The 16,503-nt window shown below is 62.8% G+C and carries 13 protein-coding genes and 1 riboswitch; of the genes, 10 read left to right on the top strand and 3 right to left on the bottom strand.

The window, feature by feature from the left end:
* Nucleotides 1-150: 150 nt before the first annotated feature.
* Nucleotides 151-1,188 (top strand): LacI family DNA-binding transcriptional regulator, encoded by a 1,038-nt coding sequence (locus QQL76_RS08000; RefSeq protein WP_499207180.1) that lies wholly within the window; start codon nucleotides 151-153, stop codon nucleotides 1,186-1,188.
* A gap of 31 nt (nucleotides 1,189-1,219) precedes the next feature.
* On the opposite strand, the gene xylA is transcribed toward QQL76_RS08000, so the two are convergent.
* Genes xylA through QQL76_RS07985 form a run of 3 tightly spaced genes read right to left on the bottom strand, consistent with a single transcriptional unit; the run spans nucleotide 1,220 to nucleotide 5,059 of the window.
* The gene (gene xylA, locus QQL76_RS07995; protein WP_499207179.1) at nucleotides 1,220-2,530 is read right to left on the bottom strand and encodes a xylose isomerase; all 1,311 of its coding nucleotides are present in this window, start codon (nucleotides 2,528-2,530) and stop codon (nucleotides 1,220-1,222) included.
* Nucleotides 2,527-3,981 carry a xylulokinase gene (gene xylB / locus QQL76_RS07990; protein ID WP_499207178.1) on the bottom strand — a complete coding sequence of 485 codons (1,455 nt, stop codon included), beginning with the start codon at nucleotides 3,979-3,981 and terminating at the stop codon, nucleotides 2,527-2,529. The genes xylA and xylB overlap by 4 nt, the downstream gene beginning before the upstream one ends.
* 52 nt (nucleotides 3,982-4,033) lie before the next feature.
* Nucleotides 4,034-5,059, bottom strand: coding sequence for a LacI family DNA-binding transcriptional regulator (locus tag QQL76_RS07985; protein ID WP_499207177.1), 1,026 nt, complete (start codon nucleotides 5,057-5,059; stop codon nucleotides 4,034-4,036).
* Nucleotides 5,060-5,290: 231 nt separating this feature from the next.
* On the opposite strand from QQL76_RS07985, the gene QQL76_RS07980 reads away from it, so the two are divergent.
* The 9 genes from QQL76_RS07980 (at nucleotide 5,291) to QQL76_RS07940 (ending at nucleotide 16,488) form a co-directional block, all read left to right on the top strand.
* Nucleotides 5,291-6,283 (top strand): zinc-binding metallopeptidase family protein, encoded by a 993-nt coding sequence (locus QQL76_RS07980; RefSeq protein ID WP_499207176.1) that lies wholly within the window; start codon nucleotides 5,291-5,293, stop codon nucleotides 6,281-6,283.
* 238 nt (nucleotides 6,284-6,521) lie between these two features.
* Nucleotides 6,522-7,388 carry a type 2 periplasmic-binding domain-containing protein gene (ehuB, locus tag QQL76_RS07975; protein ID WP_499207175.1) on the top strand — a complete coding sequence of 289 codons (867 nt, stop codon included), beginning with the start codon at nucleotides 6,522-6,524 and terminating at the stop codon, nucleotides 7,386-7,388.
* A 98-nt stretch (nucleotides 7,389-7,486) separates the two neighbouring features.
* Nucleotides 7,487-8,158 (top strand): ABC transporter permease family protein, encoded by a 672-nt coding sequence (gene ehuC / locus QQL76_RS07970; protein ID WP_499207174.1) that lies wholly within the window; start codon nucleotides 7,487-7,489, stop codon nucleotides 8,156-8,158.
* Between the two features lie 3 nt (nucleotides 8,159-8,161).
* Nucleotides 8,162-8,857, top strand: coding sequence for an ABC transporter permease (gene ehuD, locus QQL76_RS07965; protein WP_499207173.1), 696 nt, complete (start codon nucleotides 8,162-8,164; stop codon nucleotides 8,855-8,857).
* Nucleotides 8,854-9,633 carry an amino acid ABC transporter ATP-binding protein gene (ehuA, locus tag QQL76_RS07960; protein WP_499207172.1) on the top strand — a complete coding sequence of 260 codons (780 nt, stop codon included), beginning with the start codon at nucleotides 8,854-8,856 and terminating at the stop codon, nucleotides 9,631-9,633. Before ehuD ends, ehuA begins: the two co-directional genes overlap by 4 nt.
* A 169-nt stretch (nucleotides 9,634-9,802) precedes the next feature.
* A complete protein-coding gene (locus QQL76_RS07955) occupies nucleotides 9,803-10,261 on the top strand; it encodes a MarR family winged helix-turn-helix transcriptional regulator (RefSeq protein WP_126013643.1) in 459 nt (152 codons plus the stop codon).
* 96 nt (nucleotides 10,262-10,357) lie between these two features.
* Complete coding sequence (locus tag QQL76_RS07950) at nucleotides 10,358-12,511, top strand: indolepyruvate ferredoxin oxidoreductase subunit alpha (RefSeq protein WP_499207171.1); 2,154 nt, start codon at nucleotides 10,358-10,360, stop codon at nucleotides 12,509-12,511.
* A gap of 1 nt (nucleotide 12,512) precedes the next feature.
* Complete coding sequence (locus QQL76_RS07945) at nucleotides 12,513-14,066, top strand: indolepyruvate oxidoreductase subunit beta family protein (RefSeq protein ID WP_499207170.1); 1,554 nt, start codon at nucleotides 12,513-12,515, stop codon at nucleotides 14,064-14,066.
* 69 nt (nucleotides 14,067-14,135) lie between these two features.
* Nucleotides 14,136-14,341, top strand: a riboswitch (cobalamin riboswitch).
* A gap of 188 nt (nucleotides 14,342-14,529) precedes the next feature.
* Entirely contained in the window at nucleotides 14,530-16,488 is a 1,959-nt protein-coding gene (locus QQL76_RS07940; protein ID WP_499207169.1) for a TonB-dependent receptor plug domain-containing protein, read from the top strand.
* Nucleotides 16,489-16,503 lie beyond the last annotated feature (15 nt).

Below are 16,503 nucleotides of genomic sequence, written 5' to 3'. Positions count from 1 at the left end.
CCGCTCCTTGCGCATGTAATCGATTGCAATTGCATCCAAACGCGTATGTAATCGATTACAGGCACGATCACCGATCTCGCGACGCGAGTCAAGTTTGCTCTTCGATAGAAATTCGCGCAGAGAACGGACGACAGGAATCGCGACAGATCCATGAACCGCCACGACCCCAACTTCAGCCCCAAGATCATCGACGTGGCGCGCGCAGCGGGCGTGTCGACCGCGACGGTCAGCCGCGCCATCACCAACCCGGCCATGGTCACCGAAGCGACGCGCGCGGCGGTCATGGCGGCGATCGCCGAGACCGGCTACATCGTGAACCACGCGGCCCGCAACCTGCGCCGGCAGCAGACGGGCGGCATCGTCGTGCTCGTCCCGAACCTCTCCAATCCGTTCTTCTCGCAGATCCTGTCGGGTGTCGCCGCCGTCATGTCGGAGGCGGGTTTCAACGTGCTCGTGGCCGACACGCAGCAGCCGAAGGGTGCCGATCTTCAGATCGCACAATATCTCCACAACAACCGCGCCGATGGGCTGATCGTGCTCGATGGCGCGATCCCGGAAAGCCTGTTTGCCGATTACCGGCGCACCCGCTCGCGTCCGCCGGTCGTCTTCGCCTGTGAATGGGTAGAGGGGTTCGGCGAACCGTCGGTTACGATCGACAACGCCGAGGGCGCGGTGCTCGCCGTCAACCATCTGATCGAACTTGGACACCACAAGATCGGCCATGTGCTCGGCCCGCTCGACAACGTGCTGACAATCAAGCGCCGTGAGGGCACGATCGCGGCGCTGGAGGGCGCCGGGTTTCCCGTCGATCCCGACTGGTTCTTCGAAGGCGATTTCTCTCTGGCTTCCGGCGTCGTCGCAGCGCGCGCCTGGCTCGCCACCTCCGACCGTCCGACCGGCGTCTTCTGTTCGTCCGATGCCATGGCCTGCGGCTTCATGGCTGAGCTGCACAGTCACGGCGTCCGCGTTCCCGAAGACGTGTCCGTGGTCGGCTTCGACGACATCGAAATCGCGCAGCATTTCATTCCGAAGCTCACGACGATCCACCAGCCGCGCACCGCTATCGGCGAGGCCGCTGCGCGCATGCTGCTTGCCCGGCTTTCCGGGAACAGCGATGATGTCGACAGCGTGCGCCTGACGGTCGAACTGGTGCGCCGCGACAGTACGGGCGCACCTCCCATTCGCTGATGGGTTCTCAGCCGACAGGCGCAGCGCGTTCTCAGACATAGCGGTTCACCAGGTTCTCCAGATATTCCTGGCGACCGGACCGCGGCTGCGGATCGATCTTCTCGTCGATCACGCGCTTCTCGATGGATTCAAGCGTCATCGATCCATCCAGCATCGACTGTGCTTGCGGCTTGTCCCAGCCGGCGTAGCGTTCGGAAAGCGGCCCAGCGAGCGCCTTGTCCTCGATCATTCGAGCAGCGGCCTTCAGGCCGCGGGCGCAGCAGTCCATACCGCCGATATGGGCGATCAGCAGGTCTTCCGGATCGAGCGACTGGCGGCGCAGCTTCGCGTCGAAATTGGTGCCGCCGGTCGTAAAGCCGCCAGCCTTCAGCACTTCGAGATAGGCGAGCGCCATTTCCGGCACGTTGTTGGGGAACTGGTCGGTGTCCCAGCCGGACTGATAGTCGTTCCGGTTCATGTCGATGGAGCCGAAGATGCCGAGCGCTGCCGCAAGCGAAAGTTCGTGCTCGAAGGAGTGGCCGGCGAGGATCGCGTGGCCCTGCTCGATATTGGTCTTCACCTCGTTCTCGAGGCCGTAGCGCTTGAGGAAGCCGTAGATCGTGCCGACATCGTAGTCGTACTGATGCTTGGTCGGCTCCTGCGGCTTCGGCTCGATCAGGATCGTGCCCTTGAAGCCGATGCGATGCTTGTAATCGACCACCATGGAGAGGAAACGGCCCATCTGGTCGAGTTCGCGGCCCATATCGGTGTTGAGCAGCGTCTCGTAGCCTTCACGTCCGCCCCAGAGCACGTAGTTCTCGCCACCGAGGCGTTGGGTCACGTCCATGCAGCTCTTCACGGTCGCTGCCGCATAGGCAAAGACGTCCGGGTCGGGATTGGTCGCGGCACCCGCCATGTAGCGGCGATGCGAAAAGAGATTGGCCGTGCCCCAGAGCAGCTTGATGCCCGAAGTATCCATCTTCTCCTGGAAGTAGTCGGCAATCGCGTTCAGCCGGTCGCGGCTTTCGGTGAAGGTGTCCGCTTCCGGGCGCACATCGGCATCGTGGAAGGTGAAATAGGGAACGCCGAGCGCCTCGAACATGTCGAAAGCGACATCGGCCTTCTTCCTGGCGAGTTCCATGGTGTCGCCGAACCACGGACGCTCGAAGGTCTGGCCACCGAAGGGATCGCCGCCCGGCCAGACGAAGGAGTGCCAGTAGCAGACCGCAAAGCGCAGATGGTCTTCCATGCGCTTGCCGAGAACCATTTCGCTCGGATCATAGAAGCGGAACGCAAGGGGATTGGTGCTGTCCTTGCCCTCGAAGGGGATCTTGTCGATCGCGCCGAAGAAACCTGTACTCACTGAAACACTCCTTTGATCGCGGGATAGGCCTTGCGGTAGCGCGCGAAGCCCTCGTCGAATGCGGATTGAAGCTTGGCGACGGGTTCGATCGTCCTTGCGATCGCCGGTGCCAGGCAGATGGATGCAGGGTCGGCGCCCTCGGCCGCAATCAGGCCCAGACGAGCAGCACCGAAGGCCGCACCGAAGTCGCCATCGGCTGGGATATCGACCGGAACGCCGAGTACAGTCGCGAGCACCGTCAGCCAGTAGTCGGAGCGCGATCCCCCGCCGATAGCGGTCACCCGATCAAGCTTGGTGCCAGCGGCCTCCAGCGCATTCCGGTTGTCGCGGAAGGCGTAGGCGACACCCTCCATGACGGCGCGGGTCATGACGCCGCGATCGCTCTCATGGCCGAGCCCGAGGAAAGCGCCTCGGATCGCGGCATCGTTCAGCGGCGTGCGCTCGCCGGAGAGATAGGGCAGGAAGAGCACCGACGATGGCGCCTGAAGCGCGCCGCCAACAGCCCCCGTCAACTCCGCAGGCTTGACGCCAACAACCGACGACAGCCAGTTCATCGCATCGGTGGCGGACAGGATGACGCCCATCTGGTGCCAAGTGTTCGGCAGCGCGTGGCAGAAGGTGTGAACCGCGCTCTCTGCATTCGGCCGGTAGCTGTCGGTCGCCGCGAACAGCACACCGGACGTTCCAAGTGACAGGAAGGCCGAGCCCGAGGCGACCGTGCCCATGCCGCAGGCGGACGCCGCATTGTCGCCTGCCCCTCCGGCCACGACGATGCCGGCCGGCAAACCGAGTTCTGCCGCGAGATCACCGCGCAGCCGCCCGGCGGGTGCGGTGCCCTCCACGAGCGACGGCATGTGCGACCGGTCGAGCCCGCATGCTGCGAGAAGCGCATCCGACCAATCGCGGCGCGCGACGTCGAGCCACGCGGTGCCGGCCGCATCCGACATTTCGGAGATGAATTCGCCCGTCAGCCAGAACCGCAGATAATCCTTTGGCAGCAGGATCTTTGCCGTTGCCGCAAATATTTCCGGCTCGTTTTCGCGGACCCACAACAGCTTTGGTGCGGTGAAACCGGGGAAGACGATGTTGCCCGTCAATTGCCGGAAGTGTGGATCGGCATCGAGCACGGCGGCTTCGCGATGACTGCGCGTGTCGTTCCAGAGGATCGCCGGGCGCAGCACCTTGCCGGCCGCGTCGATGAGCGTCGCGCCGTGCATCTGGCCGGACAGGCCGATGCCGCGCACCGCACCGATTTCCGCCGGATGGCTTTCACGCAGGCTCAGAAGCGCCACCCGGGTCGCCTCGACCCAATTGGCAGGATCCTGCTCCGACCAACCGGGATGGGGCCGCGATACATCGAGCGACGCGTTGGCCGACGCCACGACCCGCTGGTCGCCCTCGATCAGCAGCGCCTTCACACCCGAAGTGCCGAGGTCAAGCCCTAGAAACATGCGTTACGTACCTCAGAAACGATTGCAGTTTGTGCGGAGAGATGCCCATCGATCACGGCAGATTGTCCCGCAGAAAGATGTCGATGCGGATGCGCTCCTGTCCGTCGACCAGGTCGACGCCATCGGCCAAGGCCTTCATCACGCGGATCGCGCTGCGCACCTCATGGCCCGCATCCTGATTGATGACGGCCGCGAAGACGCCGTCGGCCAAAGCCTGGCGTGCGTGGTCGGTCAACTCGTGCGCGACGACCTCGATCTTGCCGTTGAGCCCCCGGGCCATCAGCGCTGAAATCAATCCGCGATTGCCGGCGCCGAGACTGTAGATGCCGACGACGTCCCGTTCGCGATCCAGCATTTCGCCGACCAGCCGCTCCGCCGCCTCGGCCTCGTCTCGACCCTCGATGACAGGCAGGACTTCGAGGTTCGTGAATTCCGCACGCATCACCTGATCGAAGCCGAGGCGACGCTCAACATGATCTCGGACCAGCATCGAGCCGGCCAGAACCGCGACTTTGCCGGGCCGATGAGACAGGAAACGACCAAGAAGGCTCGCTGCGGTGCGACCGGCAGCAACGTTGTCGATGCCCACATAATGGCGTCGTCGCGCGCTCGGAAGATCGGATACCAGCGTCACGACCGGCACACCGGCATCGGCAAGCCGCGCCACGGAACGGCGCACTGCGGGCGATTCCGTCGCTACGAGCGCAACGCCTGCGAGGCCCTCGACGCTCAGACCATCGAGCGCACCCGCCAACGCGCCTTCATCGAACGGCGGCACCGTTAAAAGCTTGATGTCCGTGCGCTCGACGGACGAGCGCCGTCGCGCTTCGTGCACCGCCATTTCCAACCCGCGCATGAAGCTGTTTTCGCCTTCCGGAACCACGAAGACGAGCGGGTAGACACGGGATTTGGCGAGGTTGGCTGCGGCGAGATCGCGCTGGTAGCCGAGAGAGGCGATCACCTGCTCGACGCGCAGGACAGTTTCGGCGCGCACGCCCTTGCGGCGGTTCAGCACGCGATCAACCGTGGCAAGGCTGACGCCCGCTTTTTCAGCGATGTCGTGGACCGTCGGCCGCATTCGAATTCCTCCCAAAATCGACGTAGCGAGATTTCTGATGTACGTAAATCAAAAAATGTGCTGCGCTGCGCAAATAGATATGGCGATCGAAGACAGGGGCGATGATCGCGCAACCAAACGCGGTGCCAAGCATTAGGGACCTTGCGGGCATCGACGTCCCGTATTTCCTTATTTCGCGACTGCCGCTCCCGATCTCCATCGCCGGCCGTGTCGCCCTACGCAAAGTGCCTCATGCGCCCCTTCCCCTGCCCGACATGCCAAACTCAGGTGTTTTTCGAAAACACGCTTTGCACCGCCTGCGGATCGACGATCGGATATGAGGCGGAAGAAAACCGCTTCGTCTGCGTCGATGCCGACCATGACAGCCTGTCCTTCTGCGCCAACCACATCCATTCGGGGTGCAATTGGACGGTGCGTGACGCGGGGCGCTATTGTCTTTCCTGCGACCTCAACGAGATGATCCCGCCGGTCGACGATCCGGAGCAGCGGCGTCGCTGGGCAGACGTCGAGGTGTCGAAGCGGCGCTTTCTCTACAGCGTGATGCGCATGGACATTCCGATCTACCCCAAGCGCCACGACCCGACGGGACTGTCGTTCCGCATTCTCGTCGATGCCGAACATGGCGGCGCCGGAAATGTGACGATGGGGCACCAGAACGGCGTGATCACAATCGACGCGACGGAAGCCGACGCGCATCTGCGCGAGTTTCGGCGTGCCGAACTCGACGAGCGCTACCGAACCCTGCTCGGCCACATGCGCCACGAGTCCGGACACTATTTCTGGGAAAGACTGCTGCTCATCGAGGGCTTCGACACGGAATTTCGCGCGCTCTTCGGAGACGAGCGGGAGGATTATGGCGAAGCACTGAAGCGCTATTACAAGCAGGGAGCGCCGGCCGACTGGCAGGAGAAACACATCTCCGCCTATTGCACGGCACATCCCTGGGAGGACTGGGCCGAGACCTTCGCGCACTACATGCACATCGTCGACGGCGTGGAGACCGTCGAGGCCTATCGCCAGGCGAAAGATGACGAGCCCTTCGACCCTTATGCCCGCGACGTCTTCGCGCTGACGCTCCAACGCTGGATGTCCACCGCGCTGTTGATGAACGCGATGAACCGCAGTCTAGGTCATCAGGATTACTATCCTTTCGTGGTCAACGAAAGCGTCGCCGACAAGATGCGCTTCATCGATCAATGGATGGGCAAATTACGTGCGAATTGATGCGCGCCGCTCGCGAGTCTTGTCGACCAGAGCAGACCGATGAACTGCCAAAATTTCGCCGCATCTCTTGATCCGCCAGCGCGAAGGGCGTTAGGTTAGGCATTAAGGGGCCGATATTCTTGCCATATTAGCTGCAAGACAGCCGCTTCATTTTCACCAGCTTCGCAGACAGGAGCACATCCGCACGTCCGACTTTCGGGCTCATCACCAAAAACCACCATGTTGGGAGACAACATTCATGTCGACATTCTCCAAAGCCTTTGCCGCCACGCTTGCCACCGGCGTCGCCCTTTTCGGAATAGCCGGTCAAGCACAGGCAGCATCGCTCGAAGAAATCCAGGAAAGCGGGACGATCCGCATCGCAGTCGCGAACGAGATCCCCTACGGCTATGTCGACCCGAATGGTGAGGCGATGGGCGCCGGCCCGGACGTTGCCAAGAAGATCGCCGAGGAACTTGGCATCGAGAACATCGAGTGGGTGACGACGCAGTTTTCGTCCCTGATCCCCGGCCTTCAGGCAGACCAGTTCGACGTTGTTGCCGCTGAAATGGCGATCCTGCCCGATCGTTGTCAGCAGGTGGTGTATTCCGAGCCGAGCACCTCTTACGGCGAAGGCCTTCTGGTCGCGGCCGGCAACCCGTCGGACGTGCACTCCTTTGCCGATTTCGCCGAGCGTGACGACATCACCGTCGCGATCATGGCCGGCGCCGACCAGCTCGAGATGCTGCAGGCACTTGGCGTTCCAGAAGACCGCATGGTGACGATCCAGTCGAATTCCGATGCGATTTCCACCGTCTCCACCGGCCGCGCCGATGCCTATGCCGCGACCGGCCTGACCGTCGGCGAGCTCGACAACCAGAGCGAACAGGTCGAGGCAGCCGCTGAGTTCGTCGATCCGGTCATCGATGGCGAGGAAGTCCGCTCTTGGGGCGGCTTCACCTTCGCATCGAACAACGAAGGCCTGCGCGATGCCTGGAACGAAGCACTGCTGACGTTCAAGGAGACCGACGAGTGGCGCGCGATCCTCTCGGGCTACGGCTTCACGGAAGCCGACATCGAGGGTTCCTTCAATGCGACGACGGAAGAGCTCTGCGCCGCTGAATAATCCAGACTGAACCATCGTCCTGCCCCGTCCGGCGATAAACCGGGCGGGGCAAGCGCTATCCGCACCACACTTCTCGACGGGCGACCGAAAGGACAGGTATGGAATGGACTGAGTATTTCGCGCCCCTCATGCGCGGCGCATGGGTTACGATCCAGCTCACCGTCTGGTCAACGATCTTCGGCGCGATCCTGTCGTTCGCCGCTGGCATCGGCAAGGTTTCCGGCAACGGCTTCGCCCGCTGGATCTCCGTCGTCTACATCGAGATTTTCCGCGGCACGTCGCTTCTCGTCCAGCTGTTCTGGCTCTTTTTCGCGCTGCCGGTCGCAGGGCAGGCGATCGGCGTCGATCTGCGCATGTCGCCCGTGGTCGCCGGCGTGCTGGCGCTGTCGCTCAATATCGGCGCCTATGGCGCAGAGGTGGTGCGCGGCGCCATCCAGTCCGTGTCACACGACCAGTACGAAGCGGCCAGGGCGCTGAACTTCACGCCGCGCCAGGCGCTGTGGCGTATCGCCCTGCCCCAGGCGATCCCCGAGATGATGCCGACATTCGGCAATCTCGCCGTCCAGAACCTCAAGGACACAGCCCTCGTTTCCCTGATCACGCTGCAGGATCTTGCGTTTCGCGCCGAGCAGCTGCGCAATTTCACCCAGGACAGCACGACCATCTTCACCATCGTGCTCTTCATGTATTTCGGCATGGCGCTGGTTCTGACGGCCATCATGAAGCTTCTCGAGCGCTCTGTCGGGCGCTGGAAGACAGCGAGGGCGTAGGCGATGCTGTTCGGATATGAATGGGATACGAGCGCCGGCCCGCTGGTTTTCGCCTGGTCGATCCTGCCGATCCTCCTGACGGGCGTTCTTGTCACGATCCAGGCGGCCGTGCTCGGCTTCGGCATCGCGCTGGTGCTCGGGCTCGTGCTTGCTGTTCTCAAGGCTGCACCCTCGCGGCTGATCTCATGGCCGGCCCATGGGGTTGCGGAATTCGTGCGCGACACGCCGCTCCTGATCCAGCTGTTCTTTCTCTACTATGTGCTGCCCGAATATGGCCTGCTCCTGCCGGCCTTCATGACCGGAGCGCTCGCGCTCGGCATCCAGTACTCGGCCTATATGGCGGAGGTGTATCGCGGCGGCATCGAAGCGGTGGCGCGGGGCCAGCGCGAAGCAGCGCGCGCGCTCAATCTTTCGTCCGCGCGCACCTTCACCCATGTCGTCCTGCCACAGGCGATCCCGCGCATCATCCCCGCGCTCGGCAACTATCTCGTCTCGATCATGAAGGACGTACCGATCCTTTCGGTCGTCACCGTCATGGAGCTTCTGAACGTCGCCAAGATCATTGGCGACCGCACCTTCAACTATATCGTGCCGCTGTCGCTGGTTGGACTGATCTACCTGATCATGACGCTGATTGCTGCCGGCGGCGTTCGCTATCTCGACAAAACCCTGCCCAAGAAAGGGATCGCGCTCAAATGACCGAACCCATCATCAAATTCGACAAGGTCGTCAAACGGTTCGGGTCCCACACCGTACTCGATCATCTCGATTTCGAGGTGAACCCGGGCGAGATGGTGACGATCATCGGGCCGTCCGGATCGGGCAAGTCGACCGTGCTCCGCATTCTGATGACGCTGGAGCAGATCCAGGATGGCGTCGTGACCGTGGAGGGCGAGCCTCTGTGGCACGAGCGCAAGAATGGCGATCTCGTTCCGGCATCCGAAAAGCATCTGCGCAAGATGCGCGAAAAGCTCGGCATGGTGTTCCAGCAGTTCAACCTCTTTCCGCACATGACGGTGCTGCGCAATCTGACAGAAGCGCCGCGGCAGGTGCTCGGCCTGTCCAAGAAGGATGCGACCGAGCGTGCGGAGGAACTGCTCGAGCGGGTCGGTCTTTCCGATCAGGCAAGCAAGTTCCCGCATCAGCTTTCGGGCGGGCAGCAGCAGCGCGTGGGCATCGCGAGAGCGCTTGCGATGCGGCCGAAGATCATGCTGTTCGACGAACCGACCTCTGCGCTTGATCCGGAGCTTGTCGGCGAGGTGCTCAAGGTCATCCGCCAGCTGGCCAACGAGCACGAGTTGACGATGCTGCTCGTCACGCACGAAATGCAGTTTGCCAGGCAAGTCTCAGACCGTGTCTGTTTCTTCGACAAGGGACGGATCGAAGAACAGGGACCGCCCGAAGAGCTCTTCACCGACCCCAAGCGCGAACGGACCCGCGAGTTTCTGAAAGCCGTCCTCGATCCGGATGCATGAACTGGAAACTATCGTTGCAGTAGCGGCGTGCTCCAAACTTGACTAGAAAGCCCCGGCAACGAAAACGATGCGCCGACCATCAGGACGGCGACGCCAAGGGTCGGGAAGCACCATGGAGCAGACGGAAGCACCGGAGCGTGTGGAAGATCGCGATGATGCCGTCGAACACATGGAGTCCGGCAGGACGCTCGGTGAAATCGGCCTGCAGCGCTTCGCGCCCTACCTGATGAACCGCATCATGGGGCGCTACAACCAGGCGCTTCGTGAAGACCTGACGGCGGCGAACATCACCACGCCGAAAATGCGTGCACTTGCGGTGCTTTCCATCAATGACGGCCTGCGGATCAACGAACTTGCGGTCTATGCGGTGGTCGAACAATCGACGCTCAGCCGCGCGCTGGATCAGATGGAATCCGAAGGACTCATTCGCCGCGAAAACGCGGCGGACGACAATCGCGTGCGCAACATCTTCATCACCGAAGAAGGGCGCCAGCGTTTCTCAGGCGTTTGGCCGACGATGCTGGCTGCCTATGAAGCGATGTTCGTCGGCATCGATCCGTCGGAGCGCGAAGTCTTCATCGCCACGTTGCACAAAATTCTGAGGAACATTCGCCGCCACGACTTTTGAACGGAGACTGCCCTTGACGGCATGGGCCGCGCGCATGAATATGCATTTGCATATTTTCTTGTTCCAGCTGCCCATGCCGAAAAGGACTGACCCTCAATGGCCGAGCGTTCATTTGCCAAGGAAGTGCAGAAGCTGCGCATGGGTGCGGGCGAGACGTTCCACGGCGAAGGCATTCTGGCCATCACCAAAGCGCTTCTCGAAAATGGCGTCGGTTATGTCGGTGGCTATCAGGGCGCGCCGATCAGCCATCTGATGGACGTGCTGGCCGACGCACAGGACATCCTCGGCGAGCTCGGCGTGCACTTCGAGGCGAGCGCTTCCGAGGCAACGGCAGCTGCGATGCTGGCGGCATCGGTGCATTATCCGATCCGAGGCGCGGTCACCTTCAAGTCGACGGTTGGCACCAACGTCGCTTCTGATGCGCTGGCAAACCTTGCATCCGGCGGCGTCACCGGCGGCGCGCTCGTCATCGTCGGCGAGGATTACGGGGAAGGCTCCTCGATCATGCAGGAGCGCAGCCATGCCTTCGCCATGAAGAGCCAGATCTGGCTGCTCGACCCGCGCCCGAACCTCCCGTCGATCGTCGAAAGCGTTCGCCACGGGTTCGAACTGTCCGAGGCATCGAACACGCCGGTCATGATGCAGGTGCGCATTCGCGGCTGCCATGTGCATGGACGCTTTACCGCTTCCGACAACAAGCGGCCGGGCATGAGCGTGCGTGACGCGCTGGAGAATCCGCGCCGCGACACCAACCGCATCGTGCTGCCGCCCGCCTCGTTCCTGCACGAGCAGGAAAAGATCAACAAGCGCCTGCCGCAGGCGATGGACTACATCCGCAAGAACAACGTCAACGAGTTCTTCGGACCGGACGAAGCCAAAGTCGGCATCGTTCTGCAGGGCGGCATGTACAACGCGGTGCTCCGCGCCCTGCAGCGCATCGGCCTTGCGGACATCTACGGCGAGACGAAGGTTCCGCTTTATGTCCTGAACTGCGTCTATCCGCTTCTGAACGACGAATTCCTGGATTTCTGTGCCGGCAAGGACGCGGTGCTCGTCGTGGAGGAAGGCCAGCCAGACTATATCGAGCAGGCCTTCGGCTCGATGCTCTACAAGGCTGGCGGAACGACGAAGCTGATCGGCAAGGGCCCCTTCCCGATGGCTGGGGAATATACCGGCCAGGTCATGCTCGACGGCATCCGCACCTTCCTGGACGAGCATGGCGGCGGCATCCTGCCTTCGAAGGGCCGGGCACCGAACACGCCGCTGCCGACCGACAGCATCCAGCAACTGCAGACGAAAGTGCCGATGCGGCCGCCGGGTTTCTGCACCGGTTGTCCGGAACGTCCGATCTTCGCCGCCACCAAGCTCGTCGAACAGGAACTCGGCAAGCACCACATCGCCTCGGACATCGGCTGCCATCTGTTTTCGATCAACGCGCCGTTCGAGCTCGGCGCGACGACGATGGGTTACGGCCTTGGCCCGGCGTCGGCTTCCGCCTTCAACGACAAGAACGCGGAACGGCGTTCGATCTCTTTCGTCGGCGATGGCGGCTTTTGGCACAACGGCCTCACCTCCTCGGTCGGCAATGCGGTCTTCAACCGCAATGACGGCGTCATCGTCATCGTCGACAACTATTATTCGGCGGCGACCGGTGGTCAGGACGTTCTGTCGTCGCGCGCCGACAACCGCTCCAAATCGACCAAGCACCCGATCGCCAAAGCCGTGAAGGGCATGGGCGTCGAATGGGTGCGCCAGATCGACCGCACCTATGATGTCGGCAAGCTCAAGGCCACGCTGAAGGAAGCGCTGACCACCGAGGAAAGTGGCCCAAAGGTCATCATCGCCTCGTCGGAATGCATGCTGAACCGCCAGCGGCGTGAAAAGCCGCTGAAGCAGGCGGCGCTTAAGGCCGGCGAACGGGTGGTGCGGCCGCGTTTCGGGGTCGACGAAGATGTCTGCACGGGCGACCACGCATGCATGCGGCTTTCGGGCTGCCCCTCGCTTTCGGTCAAGCAACTCGACGATCCGCTGCGCGACGATCCGGTTGCCAGCATCGACCAGAGCTGTGTGGGTTGCGGCAATTGCGGCGAGGTGGCCGATGCGGCCGTTCTTTGCCCGTCCTTCTACCGCGCTGACCTGATCCAGAACCCGACAAGTGTCGACCGGTTTGCCGACCGTCTGCGGCGCAAGGTCATCGGCTGGCTCAAGAACCGCCGCGAACGCAGCCGCCTCGTTTTCGCGGAGAACTGAGATGACCATTCACCGCCTTCCCGACCTTCCGACCGACGGCGTCGACGCCACCACGTCGATCATCAAGATCGCGATCCTGGCCGTTGGCGGCCAGGGCGGCGGCGTGCTCACCGATTGGGTGATCGATCTCGCCGAACATGCGGGCTATCGGGCGCAGTCGACATCTGTCGCGGGCGTTGCCCAGCGCACGGGCGCGACGATCTACTATGTGGAAATGACCCCCGATGGCGGCCGCGACCCGGTCTTCTCGCTGAGCCCGGCTCCCGGCGACGTCGACATCCTCATTGCCGCGGAGCTGATGGAAGCCGGGCGCGCCGTCATGCGCGGCTTCGTGACGCCTGATCGCACGACCCTCATCGCCTCAGCGCACCGTGTGCTCGCCGTTTCGGAAAAGATCGTACCGGGCGACGGCCGCGCCGATGCTCCCGGGGTGACGGAAGCCGTTGCCGCCGCTGCACACCGCCTCGTCTGTTTCGACATGGAGCAGGTCGCCGTGGATGCCGGCAGCGTGATTTCCTCGAGCTTGTTCGGGGCTCTGGCCGGCAGCGGCGCCCTGCCCTTCGAGCGTGAAGCCTATGAGGCCACCATCCGGCGCTCCGGCCGCGGCGTCGAAGCGAGCTTGCGGGCGTTCAATGCGGCCTGCGACCTCGCCCTTGCGGGCGGAAAGACGCCGGCTGTTGCCGTTCCCGAAGCGGTCAAGGCCGAAGCGCGCGATCCGGAAGGCCCGGAAGCGCTCGTCTCCGAATGGCGCGCACTGCGCTCCATGGTCGGCGATCTTCCCGCCCCCGTGCAGGACATGGCAGGCCGTGGTCTGCGCAAGGTCGTGGATTACCAGGATCTCGCCTATGGCCGCGACTATCTCGACCATCTGAAGAAGGTCATCGCCATCGACGATGCCGCGCATGAATGGCGGCTGTCGATCGAGGCGGCCAAGTACATCGCCAATGCGCTCGTCTACGACGACATCATCCGCGTGGCAGACCTGAAGACCCGCGCCAGCCGTGAAGCGCGGCTGCGGCGCGAACAAGGGATCGGCGGCGACGCCATCGCCCATGTGACGGAGTATTTCCATCCGCGCATGCAGGAAATCTGTGGCACGCTGCCCGTCCGCCTCGGACGCTGGATCGAAAGCAGCCCACGGGTCTTCGGCGCGCTCGACAAGGTGTTCAACCGCGGCCGACGCATCCGCACCGACGGCATCGTCGGCTTCGGCATGCTCTACGGGATTGCGACGCTGAAGCCTGCGCGACGCCGCCTGCTCCGGCACGAGGTGGAGATGAAGCACATGGCGCAGTGGCTGGAAACGGCGCTGTCGGTCCGCGACATCAATTACGACCTGGCCGTCGAGGTGCTGAAATGCCGACGCCTGATCAAGGGTTATTCCGACACGCATGAGCGCGGCCTGTCGAAATATCGACGCGTGATGGACGGCCTGCCAATGATCCGCCACCGGGAAGATGCGGCCGACTGGCTGCGGCGCCTGCGCGAAGCCGCCCTTCTCGATGAGGAAGGCAAGGCGCTGGATGGCGCCCTGAAAACCATCGAGACGCTTTAGATATCTTTCGGAGAGAAGATTTCCCAGCATGGGCGAGCCTGTGGATTGACCCGCGGAACGCCCACCCCTACACGTGTGCTCGGAACGGGTTTCACTTTCGGGTGGATGAAAAGGGAATGCGGTTCGGCCATTCGGCCAATTCCGCAACTGCCCCCGCAACTGTAGCCGCCGAGCTTCCTTCCATGATGCCACTGGGTGTGTTCGCACATTCGGGAAGGCGGAAGACGAAGCGTTGACGCGGAAGTCAGGAGACCTGCCTGTTCCAGTCACCCATGCGTGGACACGGGGTGTGGTCCATGCGCGGTCGTCCGTGGCGGTGACATTTGAAAGAGTGTTGCCGCACGCCGGGTGCGACCTTTGGTGAGCCTTTGTGCATATCGCCTCTGCCGTCCGTCCGTCTGCGGTTTCTGATGAAACCGGGAGCGTGCCACCGTGCCGTTCCACGACCCGAAGGGCAGACCCATTGTTTAAAGCGTTCATTCCAGCAGGGGTAATCCTGCTGGCTGCTGCCGGCGTTGCCGGCGCTCAAGAATCCGAGACCACCACCGTTCTCGACCGGCTGCTGGTCACCGACGGACTGACGCCGGTGGCTCAGGAAAAATCCGGCCGTGCCTTCACTGTGATCACCGCCGAAGATATCGAGCGAAGCCAGGTGACGTCGGTCGCCGATATCCTGCGCACCGTTCCTGGATTGTCGGTCTCCCGCATGGGATCGATCGGGGCGCAGACACAGGTGCGGGTGCGCGGTGCGGAAGCCAACCATGTCATCGTCATGATCGACGGCGTCGACGTCAGCGACACGGCAGCCGGCGAGTTCGATTTCGGCAGCCTCATGACGTCCGACATCGAACGCATCGAGGTCCTGCGCGGGCCGCAGAGCGCGTTTTATGGCTCCAACGCGCTTTCGGGCGTCATCAACGTCATCACCAAGCGCGGCGAGCGAAACGGCTTGCGAACGAATGTGCGCAGCGAGACCGGCACGGATGGCACCATTCTCGGTGGCGTGACGCTGAGTGGTGGGCGCGACGATTTCGGTCTGTCGCTCGGTGCCACGCTCCGGCGCACCGACGGCTACAACATCTCGCCGTTCGGCTCAGAGAAGGACGGCGATCGCAACGCCACGCTCAACGGCCGCTTCGCCTACGACCTGATGCCGGGACTGACGCTCGACGGCACGCTGCGCTACGTCAATCGCCGCAGCGAACTCGATCCGCAGAATTTCGACACGCTGGGACCGCCGGACTTCCTGCCCGGCCCCTTCGTTGGCCTTGTCGTCGATGGCGACGAGGAAACGGCGACGGAAGAGCTTGTCGGCTCGCTCGGTCTCACGCATGAGTCGGCGGACGGCGCCTGGACGCAGAAGTTCCGTCTTTCCGGAAACGACATCGACCGCGAAAACTTTACCGATGGCGTTCGAACGACGACGAGCAACGGCAACCGCGTCACCGCTGCCTATCAGGCGACCTATGCGTTCGACACGCCGAATTTGCTCGACGCCACGCACACCATCACGGGCGGCTACGAGTTCGAGCGGGAAACCTACCTGCCGTCGCACCTCGCCGACCGCCAGAGCCGTGACGGAAACTCGTTCGTGGCCGAGTATCGCGGGGAATATCTCGGCCAGTTCTTCCTCAATGGCGCGGTCCGCCACGATCTGAACGACCGGTTCGCCGATAGCACCACGTTCAGCCTGAGCGGCGCCTGGGCCGTACCGGGCACGCTGACGCGGCTCCATTCCTCGATCGGGACGGGCGTGACCAACCCCACCTTCATTGAGCAGTTCGGCTATGATCCGGATAGCTTCGTCGGCAATCCCAACCTCGTGCCGGAAGAGAGCATCGGGTTCGATATCGGCATCGAACAGGGCTTCCTCGGCGGGGCACTCATCGTCGATCTCACGTATTTCAACCAGGATCTGACCAACGAGATCGCAACGGTGTTCGGGCCGGCGCCGACCTATGCGTCGACGCCGATCAACCTTCTGGGCGAAAGCCGTCGTCAGGGCATCGAGATTGCCGCGACGTTCGACCTCGGATCAGGGCTCTCGGCCAGGGGCAGCTACACCTATCTCGATGCCAGCGAGCAGAGCCAGAGCGGCGGGCCACGTCTTGCCGAGGTGCGCAGACCTCGCCATTCGGGATCGCTCGGCCTTACCTATCGCTTCCTGGAGGAGCGCGCGTCGCTCTTCGGCGAAGTGATCTTCAACGGCGAAATGGAAGATGTGGCCTTCGTTCCGACGCTGCCAAGCCGCGTGACGCTCGACGCTTACCAGACGGTCAATATCGGCGGCAGCTACCGGTTCAACGAGACGTTCGAGGCCTATGGCCGGGTGGAGAACCTGTTCGACGAGGATTACCAGGAAATCTTCGGCTACAACGCGCAAGGCCGGACGGCCTTCGTTGGATTGAGGGGAACGTTCTGACGCTTGGCGCGCGCA

It is taken from the genome of Rhizobium albus, assembly GCA_030160035.1.
GTDB classification, from domain to species: Bacteria; Pseudomonadota; Alphaproteobacteria; order Rhizobiales; family Rhizobiaceae; genus Georhizobium; species Georhizobium albus.
Note: the sequence above shows the minus strand (reverse complement) of the source record. Positions and strands in the feature narration are given on the sequence as shown.